Origin of the sequence: Streptomyces sp. NPDC014727, assembly GCF_043083485.1 — a bacterium.
In the GTDB taxonomy this organism is placed as follows: domain Bacteria; phylum Actinomycetota; class Actinomycetes; order Streptomycetales; family Streptomycetaceae; genus Streptomyces.
This window is the reverse complement of record NZ_JBIBYR010000037.1, coordinates 1-16,343: the sequence shown is the minus strand read 5'-3', so window position 1 is coordinate 16,343 and position 16,343 is coordinate 1. Positions and strand designations below refer to the sequence as shown.

Annotated in this window: 11 protein-coding genes and 1 pseudogene; 10 read left to right on the top strand and 2 right to left on the bottom strand. The window is 71.5% G+C overall.

Translation table 11 applies throughout. From position 1 onward, the window contains the following. Window positions 1-29: 29 nt before the first annotated feature. The 8 genes and pseudogenes from ACF1B9_RS34150 (at window position 30) to ACF1B9_RS34115 (ending at window position 10,534) form a co-directional block, all read left to right on the top strand. The gene (locus ACF1B9_RS34150) at window positions 30-824 is read left to right on the top strand and encodes a TIGR03084 family metal-binding protein (protein ID WP_391738567.1); all 795 of its coding nucleotides are present in this window, start codon (window positions 30-32) and stop codon (window positions 822-824) included. After that, window positions 821-2,548: an acyclic terpene utilization AtuA family protein gene (locus ACF1B9_RS34145; RefSeq protein ID WP_391738568.1), complete on the top strand. Its 1,728-nt coding sequence runs from the start codon at window positions 821-823 to the stop codon at window positions 2,546-2,548. Before ACF1B9_RS34150 ends, ACF1B9_RS34145 begins: the two co-directional genes overlap by 4 nt. Beyond that, a complete protein-coding gene (locus tag ACF1B9_RS34140; RefSeq protein ID WP_391738569.1) occupies window positions 2,545-4,152 on the top strand; it encodes an acyl-CoA carboxylase subunit beta in 1,608 nt (535 codons plus the stop codon). Before ACF1B9_RS34145 ends, ACF1B9_RS34140 begins: the two co-directional genes overlap by 4 nt. 117 nt (window positions 4,153-4,269) lie before the next feature. Next, a pseudogene (locus ACF1B9_RS34135) lies at window positions 4,270-6,263 on the top strand (acetyl/propionyl/methylcrotonyl-CoA carboxylase subunit alpha). After that, a complete protein-coding gene (locus ACF1B9_RS34130; protein ID WP_391738570.1) occupies window positions 6,260-7,420 on the top strand; it encodes an acyl-CoA dehydrogenase family protein in 1,161 nt (386 codons plus the stop codon). The pseudogene ACF1B9_RS34135 and the gene ACF1B9_RS34130 overlap by 4 nt, the downstream one beginning before the upstream one ends. 105 nt (window positions 7,421-7,525) lie before the next feature. Beyond that, window positions 7,526-9,133 (top strand): AMP-binding protein, encoded by a 1,608-nt coding sequence (locus tag ACF1B9_RS34125; protein ID WP_391738571.1) that lies wholly within the window; start codon window positions 7,526-7,528, stop codon window positions 9,131-9,133. Window positions 9,134-9,206: 73 nt separating this feature from the next. Next, window positions 9,207-9,944 carry an enoyl-CoA hydratase family protein gene (locus tag ACF1B9_RS34120; RefSeq protein ID WP_391738572.1) on the top strand — a complete coding sequence of 246 codons (738 nt, stop codon included), beginning with the start codon at window positions 9,207-9,209 and terminating at the stop codon, window positions 9,942-9,944. Further along, window positions 9,932-10,534, top strand: coding sequence for a TetR/AcrR family transcriptional regulator (locus ACF1B9_RS34115; RefSeq protein ID WP_391738574.1), 603 nt, complete (start codon window positions 9,932-9,934; stop codon window positions 10,532-10,534). Before ACF1B9_RS34120 ends, ACF1B9_RS34115 begins: the two co-directional genes overlap by 13 nt. A gap of 75 nt (window positions 10,535-10,609) precedes the next feature. Here ACF1B9_RS34115 and ACF1B9_RS34110 read toward each other — a convergent pair whose 3' ends face one another. After that, on the bottom strand, window positions 10,610-11,719 hold the full coding sequence (locus tag ACF1B9_RS34110; RefSeq protein ID WP_391738575.1) for a citrate synthase 2: 1,110 nt from the start codon (window positions 11,717-11,719) through the stop codon (window positions 10,610-10,612). A gap of 219 nt (window positions 11,720-11,938) precedes the next feature. Here ACF1B9_RS34110 and pdxH point away from each other — a divergent pair, with 219 nt between their 5' ends. Then, on the top strand, window positions 11,939-12,565 hold the full coding sequence (gene pdxH, locus ACF1B9_RS34105; RefSeq protein ID WP_391739303.1) for a pyridoxamine 5'-phosphate oxidase: 627 nt from the start codon (window positions 11,939-11,941) through the stop codon (window positions 12,563-12,565). A 258-nt stretch (window positions 12,566-12,823) separates the two neighbouring features. On the opposite strand, the gene iscB is transcribed toward pdxH, so the two are convergent. After that, window positions 12,824-14,161, bottom strand: a complete 1,338-nt coding sequence (iscB, locus tag ACF1B9_RS34100) for an RNA-guided endonuclease IscB (protein WP_391738577.1) — start codon at window positions 14,159-14,161, stop codon at window positions 12,824-12,826. A gap of 722 nt (window positions 14,162-14,883) precedes the next feature. Between iscB and ACF1B9_RS34095 the strand changes: the two genes are divergently transcribed. Further along, entirely contained in the window at window positions 14,884-16,239 is a 1,356-nt protein-coding gene (locus tag ACF1B9_RS34095; protein ID WP_391738579.1) for a PAS domain-containing protein, read from the top strand. The last annotated feature ends 104 nt before the right edge of the window (window positions 16,240-16,343 follow it).

The following is a 16,343-nucleotide window of genomic DNA, read 5'->3' as shown; positions in this document are numbered from 1 at the left end:
ACACCGCCTTGCCCCGAGGGGAGCGCACCGTGCCCGATGTCGCAGCCGTGCTCGACGATCTGCGCGAAGAGAGTCAGGAACTCGACGCACTCGTACGGGAGTTGAGCGCCGGGCAGTGGGCCGTGCCGACCCCCGCCCCCGGCTGGGACATCGCGCATCAGATCGCCCATCTCACCTGGACCGACGAGGTCGCCCTGCTGGCCGCGACCGACGCCGACGCCTTCGCCCGGGAGGCCGCCAGGGCGAAGGAGGCCCCGGAGACCTTTGTCGACCGGGGGGTTGAGGAGTTGGCCGTGCTGGACCCGGCGGCGCTCCTCGCACGGTGGCGGCGCGGGCGGGAGCGGCTTGAGGCTGCGCTGCAGGACGCACCGGCCGGGGCCCGTATCCCCTGGTACGGGCCGCCGATGAGCGTCGCCTCCATGGCGACCGCCCGGATCATGGAGACCTGGGCGCACGGCCAGGACGTCGCCGACGCCCTCGGGGTCACCAGGACCCCCACCGCCCGGCTGCGGCACGTCGCCCGGATCGGGGTGCGGGCCAGGGACTACGCCTACCTGGTACGGGGCATTGAGGCGCCCCAGGAGGAGTTCCGGGTCGAACTCGAAGCGCCCGACGGCGAGGTCATCGCGTTCGGCGCCGAAGACGCGTCGCAGCGGGTCGGCGGACCGCTGGTCGACTTCTGCCTCCTCGTCACCCGGCGCGCCCACCGGGACGACCTGGCCGTCCGGGCCACCGGGCCCGATGCCGACCGGTGGCTCGACATCGCCCAGGCGTTCGCCGGGCCGCCCGGCCCCGGCCGCTCGCCCCGGGGAGGCGGGAAGTGACCGGGCGGGTCCTGCGGATCGGCAACGCCTCCGGGTTCTACGGCGACCGCTTCGACGCCATGCGCGAGATGCTCACCGGCGGGCCCCTCGACGTCCTCACCGGCGACTACCTCGCCGAACTGACCATGCTCATCCTCGGCCGGAGCAGGCTCAAGGACCCCACGCGCGGATACGCCACCACCTTCCTGCGCCAGCTCGAAGAAGGACTCGGGCTCGCCCGTGAGCGCGGCGTGCGGATCGTCGCCAATGCCGGAGGTCTCAACCCGGCCGGACTGGCCGACGCCGTGAGGGAGCTGGCGCGGAAGGCCGGGGTGCCCGTGCGCGTCGCCCATGTGGAGGGCGACAGCCTCCCCGTACCGGAGGGGTTCCTCACCGCCAACGCCTACCTCGGCGGCGCCGGGATCGCCGCCTGTCTGACCGCGGGCGCCGACGTCGTCGTCACCGGGCGGGTCACCGACGCCGCCCTCGTCACCGGACCCGCCGCCGCCCACTTCGGCTGGGGCCCCGACGACCACGACGCGCTCGCCGGGGCCGTCGTCGCCGGACACGTACTGGAGTGCGGCACCCAGGCCACCGGGGGGAACCACTCGTTCTTCCGCGGCCACGAGCGGGACCACGACCTGCTCCGGCCCGGCTTCCCCGTCGCCGAGATCCACGCCGACGGCAGCTGTGTCATCACCAAGCACGACGGCACCGGCGGCATCGTCGACATCGGCACCGTCACCGCGCAACTGCTGTACGAGACCGGAGGAGCCCGGTACGCCGGGCCGGACGTCACCGCCCGGCTCGACACCGTACGGCTGACCCAGGACGGCCCCGACCGGGTGCGAATGTCCGGCGTGCGCGGCGAGGCCCCGCCGCCCACCCTCAAGGCCGGCCTCAACCGGCTCGGAGGCTGGCGCAACGAGGTCGTCTTCGTCCTCACCGGGCTCGACATCGAGGCCAAGGCGCGCCTCGTGCGGGACCAGTTCGAGGACGCGCTCGCCCGTTCCCGTACCGAACCGGACGAGGTGCGCTGGGAGCTGTCCCGCACCGACCGGGCCGACGCCGCCACCGAGGAGACCGCGAGCGCCCTGCTCCGGCTCGTCGTCCGCGACCGGGACGCGGAGGCCGTCGGGCGCGCCGTCTCCGGGACAGCGGTCGAGCTCGCCCTCGGCAGCTACCCCGGCTTCCATGTCACGGCCCCGCCCGGCAAGGGCGCCCCGTACGGCGTGTTCGAAGCCCGGTACGTACCGGCCGACGAGGTCGCACACGTCGCCGTGCTCCCGGACGGGCGGCGCGAGCACCAGGAACCTCCCGCCCGGACACGTCCCCTTCAGGAAGTCGAACAACCCCCGCTGCCCGCGCCGTTGCCCGCCGGGCCCACCCGCACCGCCCCGCTCGGCCGGATCGCGGGCGCCCGCAGCGGGGACAAGGGCGGGGACGCCAACGTGGGGGTGTGGGCCGTGGACGACGAAGCCTGGCGGTGGCTGGCGCATGAACTGACCGTCGAGCGGTTCCAGGAGCTGCTGCCGGAGACCGCCCCCCTCACCGTCGTGCGCCATGTCCTGCCGAACCTCCGCGCCCTGAACTTCGTCGTGCACGGGCTGCTCGGCGAGGGGGTCGCCGCCCGGCACCGGTTCGATCCGCAGGCCAAGGCGGTGGGGGAGTGGCTGCGCTCCCGGTACCTGCCCATCCCCGTGACGCTGCTGGAAGCCGTCCACGCACCGGAGGTGAACGCATGACCGTCCTGCCCACCGGGCTCGACACCGCGTCGGCCGAGTACGCCGCGAACCGCGCGGCCATGCTCGCGAAGCTCGACGAGCTGGCCGTCGAGCACACCAGGGCGCAGGCGGGCGGCGGTGAGAAGTACGTCGCGCGGCACCGCGCGCGTGGCAAGCTCCTCGCCCGCGAGCGGATCGAGCTCCTGGTCGACGAGGACACCCCGTTTCTCGAACTGTCGCCGCTCGCCGCCTGGGGCAGCGACTATGCGGTCGGCGCGTCACTCGTCACCGGGATCGGAGTGGTGTCGGGCGTGGAGTGCCTGATCACCGCCAACGACCCGACCGTACGCGGCGGAGCCTCCAACCCCTGGACCCTGAAGAAGGCACTGCGGGCGAACGAGATCGCCTTCGCCAACCGGCTGCCCTGCATCAGCCTCGTCGAGTCGGGCGGCGCCGACCTGCCGTCGCAGAAGGAGATCTTCATCCCGGGCGGGGCGCTGTTCCGCGACCTCACCCGGCTGTCGGCGGCCGGCATCCCGACCGTGGCCGTCGTCTTCGGGAACTCGACCGCCGGCGGGGCGTACGTCCCCGGCATGTCCGACCACACGGTCATGATCAAGGAGCGGTCCAAGGTCTTCCTCGGCGGACCGCCGCTGGTGAAGATGGCGACCGGCGAGGAGAGCGACGACGAATCGCTCGGCGGCGCCGAGATGCACGCCCGCACCTCCGGCCTCGCCGACCACTTCGCCGTCGACGAGCAGGACGCGCTGCGCCAGGCCCGCCGGATCGTCGCCCGGCTCAACTGGCGCAAGGCACAACCCGATCCGGGCCCGGCCGAGCCGCCGAAGTACGACGAGGACGAGCTGATCGGCATCGTGCCCGGCGACCTGAAGGTGCCCTTCGACCCGCGCGAGGTGATCGCGCGGCTCGTCGACGGCTCCGACTTCGACGCGTTCAAACCGCTCTACGGCACCAGCCTGGTGACCGGATGGGCCGCGCTGCACGGATATCCCGTCGGCATCGTCGCCAACGCGCAAGGGGTGCTGTTCAGCGAGGAGTCGCAGAAGGCCGCCCAGTTCATCCAGCTCGCCAACCAGCGCGACATCCCGCTGCTCTTCCTGCACAACACCACCGGCTACATGGTCGGCAAGGAGTACGAACAGGGCGGCATCATCAAGCACGGCGCGATGATGATCAACGCGGTGTCGAACTCCAGGGTCCCGCATCTGTCGGTGCTGATGGGCGCCTCGTACGGGGCCGGGCACTACGGCATGTGCGGACGGGCGTACGACCCCCGCTTCCTCTTCGCCTGGCCGAGCAGCAAGTCCGCCGTCATGGGGCCGCAGCAGCTCGCCGGGGTGCTGTCCATCGTCGCCCGCGCCTCCGCCGCCGCCAAGGGGCAACCATACGACGACAAGGCCGCCGACGCGGATGCCGGGCTGCGCGCCATGGTCGAGCAGCAGATCGAGTCCGAGTCGCTGCCGATGTTCCTGTCCGGCCGGCTGTACGACGACGGGGTCATCGACCCGCGCGACACCAGGACCGTCCTCGGTATGTGTCTGTCCGCGATCCACACCGCCCCGGTCGAGGGCACTCGCGGCGGCTTCGGAATCTTCCGGATGTGAGGCGGCCCTGCTGCGGCTGAACCGCCGCCGCTCCCGCGGAGGTGGTGGTCCCCCGCGGGGGTTCCTCAATCGATGGTTGCGGTGTCCTAGTGGAAAGAGTTTTCCCTCATGTCAGCCATGATTCGATCGCTCCTGGTGGCCAACCGGGGCGAGATCGCCTGCCGGATCTTCCGTACCTGCCGTGCGCTGGGCATCGCCACCGTCGCCGTGTACTCCGACGCCGACGCCGGCGCGCTCCACGTGCGGGAGGCGGACTTTGCCGTACGGCTGCCGGGCGCCGCCCCGTCCGACACCTATCTGCGCGGCGATCTCGTCGTGTCCGCCGCGCTCGCGGCAGGCGCCGACGCCGTCCACCCCGGGTATGGATTCCTCTCGGAGAACGCCGGATTCGCCCAGGCCGTGCAGGACGCCGGACTCGTCTGGGTGGGGCCGCCGGTCAGGGCCATCGAGCTGATGGCGTCCAAGACCCGTGCCAAGGAGCTGATGGCGGATGCCGGGGTGCCGCTGCTCGCTCCCGTCGACACGGCGAAGGCCACCGCCGACGACCTGCCGCTGCTGCTGAAGGCGGCGCCGGCGGGGGCGGGCGTGGGATGCGGATCGTACGCGAACTGTCGTCTCTGCCCGGCGAGTCGACCGCGGCGTCCGCCGAGGCCGCCGCCGCGTTCGGGGACGGCGAGGTCTTCGCGGAGCCGTACGTGGAGCGCGGTCGGCACGTCGAGGTCCAGATCGTGGCCGACGAGCACGACGGGGTCTGGGCGCTCGGCACCCGCGACTGCTCACTGCAGCGGCGCCACCAGAAGGTCGTCGAGGAGGCCCCCGCACCCGGACTCGACGACGCGCTGCGGGCCCGGCTGCACGACGCCGCCGTGGCCGTCGCCCGTGCGGTCGGCTACCGGGGCGCGGGCACCGTCGAGTTCCTGCTCGCCGCCGACGGGCGCCCGTACTTCCTGGAGATGAACACCCGCCTCCAGGTCGAACACCCCGTCACCGAAGCGGTCTTCGGGATCGACCTGGTGGCCCTGCAACTGCGTGTCGCGGAGGGCGAACCGCTGCCCGCCGCCGCGCCCCCCGAACCGCGGGGGCACGCCGTCGAGGCCAGGCTCTACGCCGAGGACCCCACTCGCGACTGGCAGCCGCAGACCGGAGCACTGATCACACTGGAGGTGCCGGACGAACCCGGACTGCGCCTCGACACCGGATACACCGGCGGCGACACCATCGGCGTCCACTACGACCCGATGCTCGCCAAGGTCATCGCCCACGCCCCCACCCGCGCCGAGGCCGTGCGCCTCCTCGCCCGCGCCCTGGAACGCGCCCGCGTCCACGGCCCGGTCACCAACCGCGACCTGCTCGTACGGTCCCTGCGCCACCCCGACTTCCGTGCCGCCCGCCTCGACACCGGCTTCTACGACCGCCACCTGGACACCCTCACCCCGGCGCCGGACGGAACGGAGCTGCGCCTCGCCGCCCTGGCCGCCGCCCTCGCCGACGCCGCCGGCCGGCACCACGGCCCCGGTCCCGGCCCCACCCGCTTCGGAGCCTGGCGCAACATCTCCTCGCAGCCCCGGGTCAAGCGCTACCGCGCCGAACCCGACGGCACCGAGCTCCAGGCCGCGTACCGCACCACACGCACCGGCCCCGTCCCCGAAACCGGAGAACGGGTCGTCACCGCCCGCCCCGACCACGTCACCCTCGAAACCGGACCCCTCACCCGCCACTTCGCCCTCACCGTCCACGGCGACACGACCTATGTGGACACCGCCACCGGCTCGTACACCCTCACCGCCCTGCCCCGCTTCACCGACCCCACCGACCGGGCCGAACCCGGCTCCCTGCTCGCCCCCATGCCCGGCACCGTCGTCCGCGTCGCGGACGGACTCGCGGCGGGGGCGACGGTCGAAGCGGGAGCGCCCCTGATCTGGCTGGAGGCGATGAAGATGGAACACCGCATCCTCGCCCCCGCCTCCGGCATCCTCACCGCCCTGCACGCCACCCCCGGCCTTCAGGTGGAGGTCGGCACCCTGCTCGCCGTCGTCACCGAACCCGCGGACGCCGTCACCGACGCCGCGGAGCGCGCCCCCGAACCCGCAGACCCTGAGGAGTACGCGTGAGCACCGTCCTCGAAACCGAAGAGCACCAGGCCCTGCGCGCCGCCGTCGCCGCCCTCGGAAAGCGTTACGGGCGGGACTACATGACCTCCGTCGTGCGCGACGGGTCCCACCCGCGCGAGCTGTGGACCGAAGCCGCCGCGCTCGGCTACCTCGGCGTGAACCTCCCCGAGGAGTACGGCGGCGGAGGCAGTGGAATGGCCGAACTCTCCATCGTCCTGGAGGAACTCGGCGCGGCGGGCAGCCCGCTGCTGATGATGGTCGTCTCCCCGGCGATCTGCGGCACCGTCATCGCCCGCTTCGGCACCGACACCCAGAAGCGGCAGTGGCTGCCCGGCCTCGCCGACGGCAGCCTCACCATGGCCTTCGGCATCACCGAACCCGACGCGGGCTCCAACTCCCATCGCATCACCACCACCGCCCGCAAGGACGGCGAGGACTGGCTGCTCACCGGGCGCAAGGTCTTCGTCTCCGGTGTCGACATCGCCGACGCCACCCTCGTCGTCGGCCGCACCGAGGATGCCAGGACCGGCAGGCTCAAGCCCTGCCTCTTCATCGTCCCGCGTGACGCCCCCGGCTTCGGCCGCTCGCGGATCGACATGGAACTCCAGGCCCCGGAGAAGCAGTTCGAGCTCGTCCTCGACGACGTACGGCTGCCCGCCGACGCCCTCGTGGGCGATGAGGACGCCGGACTGCTCCAGCTCTTCGCCGGGCTCAACCCCGAACGCATCATGACCGCCGCGTTCGGCATCGGCATGGGCCGCTACGCGCTCGCCCGCGCCGTCGAGTACGCGAAGAACCGCCAGGTGTGGAAGGAGCCCATCGGCTCCCACCAGGCCATCGCCCACCCCCTCGCCCAGGCCCACATCGAACTGGAACTGGCCCGGCTGATGATGCAGAAGGCCGCCCGGCTGTACGACGAGGGCGACGACATCGGCGCCGGAGAGGCCGCCAACATGGCGAAATACGCGGCCGGCGAAGCCTGCGTCAAGGCCGTCGACCAGGCCGTCCACACCCTGGGCGGCAACGGCCTCACCCGCGAGTACGGCCTCGCGTCCCTGATCACCGCGGCCCGCGTCGCCCGGATAGCGCCCGTCAGCCGGGAAATGATCCTGAACTACGTGTCCCACCAGTCCCTGGGTCTCCCCAAGTCGTACTGATGCAGGAGATTGTGTCTCTCCACAACGCGGCACGGGTCGCGGCTTTCCGCCGCGCCTCGTCGCCTCCACGCCGCTTCGGCCGCCGCTTCGAAGGGACCCCACGCCATGGTGCATGTGTTCCACAGCGACTATCCGTCCGTCCGGACACTCGACGAACCCATCCATGACGCGGTCCTCGGGAAGGCCACCGCCGCCCACGGCGACACGGTCGCCCTGATCGACGGGACGAACGACAGCTCCACCCTCACCTACCGGCAGCTCGACTCCTTCCACCGGAAGATCGCCGCGGCCCTCGTCGAAGCCGGTGTGCGCAAGGGCGACGTGCTGGCCCTGCACAGCCCCAACACCATCGTCTACCCGGCGGTCTTCTTCGGGGCGACGCGGGCCGGCGCCACCGTCACCACCGTCCATCCACTGGCCACGGCCCAGGAGTTCGCCAAACAGCTCCGCGACTCCGCCGCCCGCTGGATCGTCACCGTCTCCCCACTCCTCGAAGCGGCCCACGCAGCCGCCGAACTCGCCGGCGGCATCGAGGAGATATTCGTCTGCGACCGGGCGGAGAGCCACACCTCCGTGCTCGACATGCTCGCCACCACCGCCCCCGAACCCCGTGTCGCCGTCGACCCGGCCGAGGACATCGCCGCCCTGCCGTACTCCTCCGGCACCACAGGAACCCCCAAGGGCGTCATGCTCACCCACCGCTCCATGGCCACCAACCTGGAGCAGCTGCGCCCCTTCATCCCCATGGGCCCCGGCGACCGCATCCTGGCCGTACTCCCCTTCTTTCATATCTATGGGCTGACCGCCCTGATGAACGCCCCGCTGCGGATGGGCGCCACCGTCGTCGTACTGCCGCGCTTCGACCTCGCGCAGTTCCTCGCCGCGATCGAGAAGCATCGGATCAGCGGCCTGTACGTCGCCCCGCCGATCGTCCTGGCGCTGGCCAAGCACCCGTCCGTCGCCCAGTACGACCTCTCCTCGCTGGAGTACGTCGTCAGCGCCGCCGCCCCGCTCGACGCAGCGCTCGCCGTCGCGTGCTCGAAGCGCCTGGGACTGCCGCCCGTGCGCCAGGCGTACGGAATGACGGAACTCTCGCCCGGCACCCATGTCGTCCCGCTCGCCGCCCCGAACCCGCCACCCGGCGCGGTGGGCAGGCTGCTGCCCGGCACCGAGATGCGGATCGCCTCGCTCGACCGCGCCGGCGAGGACGCCCCGACCGGCACCGACGGCGAGATCCTGATCCGTGGACCGCAGGTGATGAAGGGCTACCTCGGCCGTCCCCAGGCCACTGCCGACATGATCGACGCCGACGGCTGGGTGCACACCGGCGACATCGGACGCGTCGACGCCGACGGCTGGCTGTTCGTCGTCGACCGGGTGAAGGAACTGATCAAGTACAAGGGCTACCAGGTCGCCCCCGCCGAACTCGAAGCGCTGCTGCTCGGCCACGAAGCGATCGCGGACGCCGCCGTCATCGGGGTGTGCGACGCGGAGGGCAACGAGGTTCCCAAGGCGTATCTGGTCCGCCGGCCCTCCGCGGCGGGCGACGGCCTCACGGCGGACGGCGTCATGGCGTACGTCGCCGAGCGCGTCGCCCCGTACAAGAAGATCCGGCAGGTCGAGTTCGTCGGCGCGGTGCCGCGCGCGACCTCGGGGAAGATACTGCGCCGCGAACTGCGCGACAGGGAGAAGCCCCGTGGGACGACCGGCTGAAGGCCGTCCGGGAAACCCGGGGGACGATGCGCCCACAGCCGCCCCGAAAGACCCGCGAGAAGGAGACCCGCACATGACGCCGCTCGCCGGCCCCACCCACGACCGGGGCATCACCACCCTCACCCTCGACTCACCGGCCGACCGCAACGCACTCTCCGCACGGCTGGTCGGCGAGCTCTCCGTCGCCCTGGACGCCTGCGCGGCCGACGACACCGTACGAGCAGTCGTCCTCACCCACACCGGCAACACGTTCTGCGCGGGCGCCAACCTCACCGGACCGCCCGACCCGGCGGCCTTCGTCGCCCTGATGCGGCAGATCGTCGCACTGCCCAAGCCCGTCGTCGCCCGGGTCACCGGCCACGTACGGGCGGGCGGCCTCGGGCTGCTCAGCGCCTGCGACATCTCGGTGGCGGGCCCCGACGCCTCGTTCGCCCTCACCGAGTCGCGGCTCGGCCTCGCCCCCGCCGTCATCTCCCTGCCGCTGCTGCCCCGCATCGACCCGCGCGCCGCCACCCGCTACTACCTCACCGGTGAACGCTTCGACGCGACCGAGGCGGCCCGGATCTCCCTGATCACGATCGCCGCCGAGGACGTGAACCAGGCGCTCGCCCCCGTACTGGAGGGACTGCGCAAGGCCTCACCACAGGGGCTGGCGGCATCGAAGGAGCTGGTCACGGCTACTGTGCGGATGAGTTTCGACCAGTACGCCGAAGACCTCATCGCCCGCTCGGCAGCACTCTTCGCCTCCGCCGAGGCACGGGAGGGGATGACGGCCTTCCTCGAACGACGGGACCCCGCATGGGTGTTGTGACGCCCTCCACCGACCGGACCCCCAAGCAGGACCGCAGCCGCGCCACGCGCCGCCGGCTCCTCGGAGCCGCGGTGGCCTGCCTCGCCGAACACGGCTGGGCGGGCTCCACCGTCTCCGTCGTCGCCGAACGCGCGGGCGTCTCGCGCGGCGCCGCCCAGCATCACTTCCCGACGCGCGAGGACCTGTTCACCGCAGCCGTCGAATACGTCGCCGAAGAACGCTCCGCCGCCCTGCGCGCCCTGCCCGTCCAGGGCCGTACGGACGTCGTCGCCGCCCTCGTCGACCTCTACACGGGCCCGTTGTTCCGCGCCGCGCTCCAGCTCTGGGTCGCCGCCTCCAACGAGGAACAACTCCGTCCCCGTGTCACCGAGCTCGAAGCCCGTGTGGGCCGCGAGACCCACCGCATCGCCGTCGAACTCCTGGCCGCCGACGAGACGCGCCCCGGCGTGCGCGAATCCGTCCAGGGCCTCCTCGACATGGCCCGCGGTCTGGGCCTGGCCAACGTCCTCACCGACGACACCGCCCGGCGCCGGAAGGTCGTGGCACAGTGGGCGGCACTGCTGGACGAGGCGCTGGGGCCCGTTCCCTGACTCCGGGCGGGCACGGCCGGGTCCGCCCCGGCCCGCCCCGCCGACACCGCCGCCGGGCGGCTCCGGGGCCGGCGCTCAGTTCCCCAGATCCGCGAGCTGCTCGTACCCCTCGATCTCCCGGGGATCACGCGACCCCGGTCCGACGTACCGCGCCGAAGGACGCACCAGCCGCCCCGTCCGCTTCTGCTCAAGAATGTGCGCCGACCATCCCGCCGTACGCGCACACGTGAACATCGACGTGAACATGTGCGCCGGAACCTCCGCGAAGTCCAGCATGATCGCCGCCCAGAACTCCACGTTCGTCGCCAGCACCCGGTCGGGACGGCGCGCGTGCAGCTCCTCCAGTGCCGCCTTCTCCAGGGCCTGTGCCACCTCGAAGCGCGGTGCCCCCAACTCCTTGGCGGTACGCCGCAGAACGCGCGCCCGAGGGTCCTCCGCCCGGTAGACCCGGTGCCCGAAGCCCATCAGCCGCTCACCCTTGTCCAGGGCCTTCTTCACATACGCGGTGGCATCCCCGGTCCGCTCGATCTCCTCGATCATGCCGAGCACCCGGGACGGCGCACCACCGTGCAACGGCCCCGACATCGCACCCACCGCACCCGAGAGCGCCGCCGCCACATCGGCACCGGTCGACGCGATGACGCGGGCGGTGAACGTGGAGGCGTTCATGCCGTGCTCGGCGGCCGATGTCCAGTACGCGTCGACGGCCTTGACGTGCTTGGGATCCGGCTCACCGCGCCAGCGGATCATGAACCGCTCGACCACGGACCCTGCCTTGTCGATCTCGCTCTGCGGAACCATCGGCAGCCCCTGTCCGCGCGCCGACTGGGCGACGTACGACAGCGCCATCACGGCGGCCCGCGCCAGATCGTCGCGCGCGGTCCGCTCGTCGATGTCGAGCAGCGGCTTCAGGCCCCACACGGGCGCGAGCATGGCCAGCGCGGACTGCACATCGACCCGGATGTCACCGGAGTGCACCGGGATCGGGAACGGCTCGGCGGGCGGCAGACCGGGGTTGAACGCCCCGTCGACCAGCAGCCCCCAGACGTGTCCGAACGACACATGGCCGACGAGATCCTCGATGTCGACACCGCGGTAACGGAGCGCGCCGCCTTCCTTGTCCGGTTCGGCGATCTCCGTCTCGAAGGCGATGACTCCTTCTAGTCCCGGTACGAAGTCGGACATGGCGGCTCCCTCGGTCGACGGCTCTGCGAAGGCCACAGTGGCCTGCCCAAGATATTGGCGGGTTCCCACGATGCGGGGAAGCGTGACATCCGGCACAGCTTCCCGATTCATCGGCGACGGATCGAGGCCCTCCTTACCGGACGCACTCGGCCGCTGCGGCAGGATGGCCCCGTGCCCACCGCAGATTCACCTTCTGATTCCATCACCGATCCGGCCGCGATGCGCGAGCAGTACCGCTCCGAGGCCTTCACCGAGGACACGCTGGCCGCCGACCCGATGCGGCAGTTCGCCCACTGGTTCCGGCAGGTGGCTGTGGGCGGGTTGCTCCACGAGCCCAACGCCATGGTGGTCTCCACCGCCACCCCCGAGGGCCGGCCGTCCTCACGCACGGTGCTGCTGAAGAAGTACGACGAACGCGGCTTCGTCTTCTTCACCAACTACGAATCCCGCAAGGGCCGCGAACTGGCCGCCAACCCGTACGTCTCGCTGCTCTTCCCCTGGCACCCGATGGCCCGCCAGGTCATCGTCACCGGCACGGCGGCCCGCGTCGGCCGGGACGAGACGGTCGCCTACTTCCGCACCCGCCCGCACGGTTCCCAGCTGGGCGCCTGGGCGAGCGCCCAGTCGACGGTGATCGGTACCCGCGAGGAGCTGATCGCACGCTACGCGGAACTCGCCGCCCGCTACCCGGAGGGCGAACACGTTCCCGCGCCCCCGCAGTGGGGCGGTTTCCGTGTCGTCCCCGACACGATCGAATTCTGGCAGGGGCACGAGAACCGGCTGCACGACCGGCTGAGGTACGTACGCGAGGGCGGGAGCTGGCGCGTCGAGCGCCTGTGCCCGTAGCGGCCTGATCCGCTCTCTGTCGTGCACCAGGCCGTAAGAGCTCCCGGGAACGCAGAAACCCGCAGGCTCTGGTCCCTCCTTGCGGAGGAGCCGGCCGGACTTACCGGCGAGCCTGCGGGTCGGTGACTGCTTGGGTTTCGGCAGACAGCCTGCCGAGGTGCACGATGTGCGACGACGGGCTGTCAGCCCGCAGCCACCTCACGAATCCGATAAGACTGCACTTTTCGGATCACCTCCTTTCCTGCGTGTGGCAGCAGCCTATGAACCCTCGGAGAATGGCTCAACCCATTTATTCGATGACTTCCTGCCGGTAGCTGTACGCGTATCCGTCGGCACGCTGCAGCAGCCGCAGGTTCCTGTGGGACACGGTGCAGCGACCCACAGGCGTAGCGAGGCTGTGTTTTCCGGAGGCGCGGACCGAGATGCGCCCGGTCCATCCACCTGCCCATTTGCCCTTGGACATGCAGGCGTAGACCAGGTCGCCGGTGGCGAACCCGTGATGCCGCTTCCGGCGCGCGCGGGTGAGCCGGGGTATCCGTACCGGTCGGGGGTGGTACGGGCGTAGCTTCCGCGCCCTGTTGCCGTGAGGACTTGGAGCTGTTGTGGTACGCGAACGATCGCAGCGCCTGCCTCGTGATCGAGCTGTCCGACGCATAGGGCGTCGAGCGTGTGTGTCTTGGGCAGGCCCATGGCGGTGCGGTTCCACTTCGTACGGCCTCCCGACCAGGTCCGCACCGGTTTACCGAGGCCCGCGAGGGCGTCCGTGAGCAGTTGGCGTGTCGCGTTCATGACGGCGGCGTCGCGGAGTGTTGCCTTGACCTGCGCGCGGATGGCCGCGAGGCGTCCGGGGCGGTGGGCCAGGAATTCTTCGACGGAGGTGGAGTTCTTGGCCTGGTTGCAGCCGATGCAGGTGAGGGTGAGGTTGGAGATGCGGTTGGAGCCGCCGCGGCTGCGGGGCTGGATGTGGTCGATGTTCAGGGGTACACCACAGGCTCCGCAGTAGGCACAGGCACGTCCCCATTTGGCGAGCAGGTACTCGCGTATCTCGGTTCCCGCGAGAGTGCCGCTGCGGTACTCGGTGGTGGTGAGGCCGCAACCTGCGCTCATGGCGTGGGTGTCGAAGGCGACCTGTTCGATGTGGATCTCCGTGACCGGTGCGTACTGGCAGAGACGGTGGGCGGTCGCCAAGGTGGTGTCGATCCGGTGTCGCACTGAGGGTGGGCGCCAGCCTTTCGGGCGGGTGCGGTTGTGTGACCTGCGTGCGCGGTAGCGGCAGTTCGCCGAGCGCCGTCTGCGGCGGTATCCGGCTCGTTGCCCCATGGCTCGGCGGATCTGGCTGCCCCGATGCCGTAGTTCGATCGACACCAGCCCGCGTCGTACGGTCACGGGCGTCCCGTCGGCGGTGGATTCCCGCTTTGTGTCGGTCAGTGCGATCCCGGTTCCCTTGGAGCCGGGATCGATGCGCATTTGCATGCCGTCGACGTCGGAGTCGGCGCGTGTGCGGTCTTTGAGACGGATGGTGAAGGGGGTGTGCCGTGCGACGACGGCGCGGCCATTGGCGAGCAGTTCGCGTGCGCGGGCAGGGTGGCAGGGCATGAGTGGTTCTCCGCCCTTGGCGAGGACAAAGACTCTGCCCGCGCCCGTTCCGCCGTTGTAGGTGTTGTTCGGTGGGGGGACGTCACCGTCCCCGGTCTCTGCCGTTTCGGCGTGACGCCGACGGGGCTGCGTGCCGCGCCCGTCGGTCTCCCCTCGCCCATGTTCCTCGCCGGTCGTCCCGCGCAGGGCGGGGTGTCCGTGAGCCGTTTCGTCCCTGCTCCCAGGGGTGTCTGCTCCCACGGATTCCGGGGCGGGCTGCTGAGGAAGCACAGCTCGGTGGGTCGGCTCGCCTGCGGGAAACGTAGTCATCAAGGGCACGTGCCTTTGATCGATGATCGTGATGACTGGGGCTGTTCACTCGGCTCCCCTCGAGAGGAGGGAACGGGAGCGAGTGGTCTCCTTTCAACGTGTTGGTCAGGACGCTAGCTGTGTCTGCGCCGGAGTGGCTCGACGGGCCAGTATCAGCGCCCATTTGCGTGATCTTTCGATGAAGATCGAATATCTATCGTTCGGCGTGCTAGGTCATGTCGTCGAACTGCTGTCGTCCGGCCGGAGGTCGGGCCGTGCGGAGTCCGGCGCATGCGATGGCGAAGCTTCCTGGCGGGCCGGATCCGCATCGGATGGGGAAGCCGATTTCCGGGAAGTCGGTGTGTCCGGGGTCACGTTCGAGTTCAATGGTCTGACGTGCGGAAATGCCGGATGCGTCCTGCGGGGGGTACGGGATGAGTGCGTCCACAAGCAGTGGAACGACCGGCGCGCTCGGGCCCGACGAGGGTCCGGGGGCCGGGCCCGGGGCCGAGCTGCTCGCGGCGCTGCTCGACGGGATGGACACCGCGCTCTGCGCGTTCGACGCGGACGGCACGATCACCCATTGGAACCGCGAGGCGGAGCGGATCCTCGGCTGGTCCGCGCAGGAGGCCGTCGGCCGGCCCGGGTTCGCCGGGTGGGCGGTGCGGCGGGCGGACGCGGGGGAGGTCCAGGAGCGGCTGATGGCGGTCATGGACGGGGGCGGTCGCCGGGTCCACGAGTTCGCGCTGCTGCGCAAGGACGGCGGCCGGGTGCTCGTACGGACGCAGTCGGCGGGGGTCCGGGGCGCGGACGGGAAGCCGGCCGGGGTGTACTGCGCGTTCGGCGAGGTGCATGCGCAGATCGATCTGGAGCGGTCGATCGCGCTGAGCGAGGCGCTGTTCGAGGACGCGTCGTGGGGGGTGGTGCTCGTGGACGCCGATCTGCGGCCGACGGTCGTCAACGCGCACGCGGCGCGGGCGCTGGGTGGTGGCCGTACGACGCTGCTGGGGCGACCGCTGGGGGAGCTGATCGCGCAGGGTTTCGAGGATCTGGAGGGCGCGCTGCAGCATGTGCTCGCGGAAGGCGCGCCCCCGGCACTCGCGGAGTTGTGGGTGACGCTCCGGACGGCGGAGGGGGACCGGCGGAGGTGCTGGCGCAGCGGATTCCTGCGGCTGGCGTCGCCGCTTACGGAGGAGCCGGTTCCGTTGGGGGTGGGCTGGCTGTTCCAGGACGTGACGACAGAGAAGCTGGCGGCGCAGGAGGCGGACCGGGTGCGGTTCCGTTCCAACCAGTTGCACCGGGCCTCCCGGTCCGCGTCCGAGTGCGAGGACCCCATGGAGGCGGCGACGTCCCATCTGGACTACGCGCTCGCGGGCTTCGCCGACCACGCGCTGATCGATCTCGTGGCGGGGGAGCGGCTGGTGCGGGTGGCGGCGACCCCGTCCGGTGAGCCGGGGCCGTGCCTGCCGGTGGCCGGTGGCGGCGTTCCGCTGCGGTACGCGGCGGGCCATCCGGCCCTTCAGGCGGTGGACCGTACGGGTTCGGTGCGGGCCAGTGCGGGGGCGGGGCAGGAGGCCGGGGTGTGGGCGGCCGAACGACAGTGGCCGGGCGATTCGGTGCACGCGCTGTGCGCGGTGCTGCGGAGCAGGGGGCGGACGCTGGGCGTGGTGACGTTTCTGCGTTCCGCCCATCGCACCGCTTTCGAGCGGCCGGACGCGGCGTACGCGGAGACGGTGGCGGCCCGGGTCGCGGGGGCGGTCGACCTGGCGCAGATGACGAAGCGGCCGTAGGCCACGCGGTCCGGCCGGGGGCGGGGGGGGGGCCCCCCCCCCCCGCCCCCCCCCCCCCCCCCCCCCCCCGCCCCCCCCACCCCCCCCCCCCCCACCCCCCCCCC

Coding starts and splice junctions, on each gene's coding strand:
- ACF1B9_RS34140 (WP_391738569.1), top strand. CDS start 2,545: ATGACCGTCCTGCCCACCGGGCTCGACACCGCGTCGGCCGAGTACGCC.
- ACF1B9_RS34125 (WP_391738571.1), top strand. CDS start 7,526: ATGGTGCATGTGTTCCACAGCGACTATCCGTCCGTCCGGACACTCGAC.
- ACF1B9_RS34120 (WP_391738572.1), top strand. CDS start 9,207: ATGACGCCGCTCGCCGGCCCCACCCACGACCGGGGCATCACCACCCTC.
- ACF1B9_RS34115 (WP_391738574.1), top strand. CDS start 9,932: ATGGGTGTTGTGACGCCCTCCACCGACCGGACCCCCAAGCAGGACCGC.
- ACF1B9_RS34110 (WP_391738575.1), bottom strand. CDS start 11,719: ATGTCCGACTTCGTACCGGGACTAGAAGGAGTCATCGCCTTCGAGACG.
- pdxH (WP_391739303.1), top strand. CDS start 11,939: ATGCGCGAGCAGTACCGCTCCGAGGCCTTCACCGAGGACACGCTGGCC.
- iscB (WP_391738577.1), bottom strand. CDS start 14,161: ATGCCCTGCCACCCTGCCCGCGCACGCGAACTGCTCGCCAATGGCCGC.
- ACF1B9_RS34095 (WP_391738579.1), top strand. CDS start 14,884: ATGAGTGCGTCCACAAGCAGTGGAACGACCGGCGCGCTCGGGCCCGAC.